Genomic DNA, 2,720 nt, shown 5'->3' with positions numbered 1-2,720 from the left:
CAATTCTATTGTACCATATCAGTGGGGAGTTATTCTTTTTTAGTTAACAAAAAATGCCGCATTTACGCGGCTTGTGGCGTTTTGCAAACGCCTATGTTTTATCTATTATTTGGCGGAAAAATGTACTCATAAAAGTACTACGAAACGTGGAGTGTTCGATTGTAAAAATAGAACATTTGTGCTAGATTTATTTATGCGGTTCATCCGCACTGAAAGTACCCATGACAGGGTGGTAGTCTCCCGAGCCTATATGGTATCTGAGTAATTGGATACTAACGGAAGGGAGGTGGCGCCAGTGAGCGATTATGAAATCTTAATGATTGTACTAGGAATCCTGGTATTGCCTTTTACGGCTTGTAGTTTTCTCCTTGCGTTGCTTAACTTTCTCGACAAGAGAAATAACAAGCGCAAATAAAAATGCCTCTCCTGTCGGCCAACGGGAGAGGCTATGCTCAATATGAGCAGTTAACTTCATAAACTCGTGAGGCATCCACTTTGGAGTGGGTGCTTTCTTTATTTATAATATAACATCAAAACATTCTAGATTCAACCTGGTTTAATAAAAAGCTTTATTTCATAACATTATTTTACTGTGAATCAATGTCATTAAGTTAAGATGTTTTGAGTTAGATTCTTTATAGGGTCTAACTCTTTTTTTTATAAAGAATAGTTGACAAAGCTACTCAAAAGTGCGGCCGCTCTCACTACTGATTGCATTAATTAGAAGTAGTGAGAGCGGCCCTTGAAATTAACAAGACGTAAACGTTGATTTCAAGGTTGCTATGAACTATTCTGTTACTGTAAAAAACTATTTGATGTCTGATATCGATGCTATGGCATCAACATCAGAAGCCTATGCGTTGAATCCAGGAAAGGACTTTACCCGGCATAGAAAGATATCGTTTAAAGATCTTGTCTTACTGCCTATTACCATGGAAGCTGGAACCATGAGACATGAGCTGTATAAATACTTTAACTACCAGGAAGATACACTGTCCAACTCTGCATACTGTCGAGCAAGCCCTTTCTATTGTCAATTTCTAGCCGAGAATTAATCCGCAGTCTAAACGTAATTCTCGAGAGTATCATTTACAGGATTAAGCATCGCTAATAAATCTTCGCACCAGCCTGCTTGTTTTTGTGCATCTGGATGGTTAATGGTTTTCATCCATGAATAAACATGCTTAATAATGGCAGTTGCATCCATCTTGGCACTAGTGAATAATCTATTACCATATTCAGCTATATTATTATTTTCATGCAATTCATCCTGATATTTTAACGTCTTATATGCTGCGTAATTATTTATCGCGCCTGGAATCCTATTTCCAATATGTCCTTGATAAGTCAAATAGGCAAATATTTCCATCTCGGTAGCATTATTAGGATTCACATCATTTACATGAATGTTATATGTATGCTTTTCTCCTGTCGCATCGTTCATAGTCACCTGAACAATAGGATCCTCCACAGTTGACTCGGGTGGCAAAAATGCCCCAACCATATAACTTTCATTTTCATTAATTGGAAATGTTGTCAATCCTATAATCTCTCTATCTTTAGAAATTCCTTCTTCTGAAATCTCCTCTATAGCTCCACGACGAGAAATAATGTATTCATTTTCTGCTTCTGCTTTCTGTGTGGCTGTAGAAATGTTCTCTATTAGTTGTTCCTCTTTAGAATCTACATTATTCTGTACTTCATCAAGATTTACATCGAATACATAACCAGAACATATTCCCATGAGTGCTTCCATAAGCTTATTTATTTGTGGTAAGAATCCTTCTAAAGAAAGATTATCCCATCCAGCCAATTCTAAATTCCCAAGCTCGTTTGAGAATGTTGATAGATAGTTCATGCGTTCAAAAATATCGTCAACCTCAAAGCTGCTGACAAATTTCATTGTTTCATCAGCGAGATTCTCCGTCTCACGGATATAAGAACATAAAGCTGCGAATTCTGTAAAATCCGCATCTGTTGGATCAACATTGTACGGATCAATTTCTTTTTCAAATTCATTTCCATCTTTATCTGTACCGATAGCAGTATATTTTCTATCGTCACCATTTACTTCAATTTTTATTTCAAATCTCTCAACAGTACCTTGGTAAGAGAATGCAGTTCTACCACCTTCTGTAGTAGTTTTCATTTCACTAGTCATTACAGAGGCTGATACAATACGAGTATAGCTATTTCCTTTATTATGTTTATCATCCGTTAACTCTGCTGTATTTAATTGTTCATCTGAAGAAGCCTTTAGAGCATTTTCAAACTCACTGTTTTTATTAGCAAAGTTTGAAAAGTACAGATATGCACTAGAATAGTTATTTTGTAATAATACATTGTTTTCTGTTAAATAATCTGCCATAAAACTCCTTTCTACAGCTCATCTGTCAGTCAAAGCTGCTCCGCTCTCCAGAAAGGTCCGAGCGGTTTTGTTACTTGCTATGATTAAATTAATTGTCAACGCATCCATAACGTTTTTCCATCTCTTTAATCATTTCTTCAAATGTATAATGCCTATTAGGATCATCTGGGAAAGTATATGTATCATTTATACAACCAGGCTCCATCTCCATCATGCATTGCCTTAAGGTTTTCTTCTTATACTCATTACTTTTAATAAGATCATCCACATATTTCTTCATTCCTTCTAAATCGAACGATTCTTTTACAAAGGAAGGCTTCTTATCCATAGAGATATTTTTTAATGCATCAAG

2 protein-coding genes are annotated in these 2,720 nt (G+C 35.9%); both read right to left on the bottom strand.

Translation table 11 applies throughout. The features are described from left to right. Positions 1-1,063: 1,063 nt before the first annotated feature. The gene (locus BLV53_RS16750) at positions 1,064-2,368 is read right to left on the bottom strand and encodes a PepSY domain-containing protein (protein ID WP_090302760.1); all 1,305 of its coding nucleotides are present in this window, start codon (positions 2,366-2,368) and stop codon (positions 1,064-1,066) included. A gap of 88 nt (positions 2,369-2,456) precedes the next feature. After that, a partial coding sequence (locus BLV53_RS17200; protein WP_170830922.1) for a hypothetical protein occupies positions 2,457-2,720 on the bottom strand: 264 nt, incomplete at its 5' end.

The organism is Pseudobutyrivibrio sp. ACV-2, assembly GCF_900107545.1.
Taxonomy (GTDB): domain Bacteria; phylum Bacillota; class Clostridia; order Lachnospirales; family Lachnospiraceae; genus Pseudobutyrivibrio.
The sequence above is the reverse complement of the archived record's forward strand: the minus strand, read 5'-3'. Positions and strand labels throughout refer to the sequence as shown.

What these genes read in the sequence shown, in the direction of transcription:
- BLV53_RS16750 (WP_090302760.1), bottom strand. Translation starts at nt 2,368, where the DNA reads ATGGCAGATTATTTAACAGAAAACAATGTATTATTACAAAATAACTAT.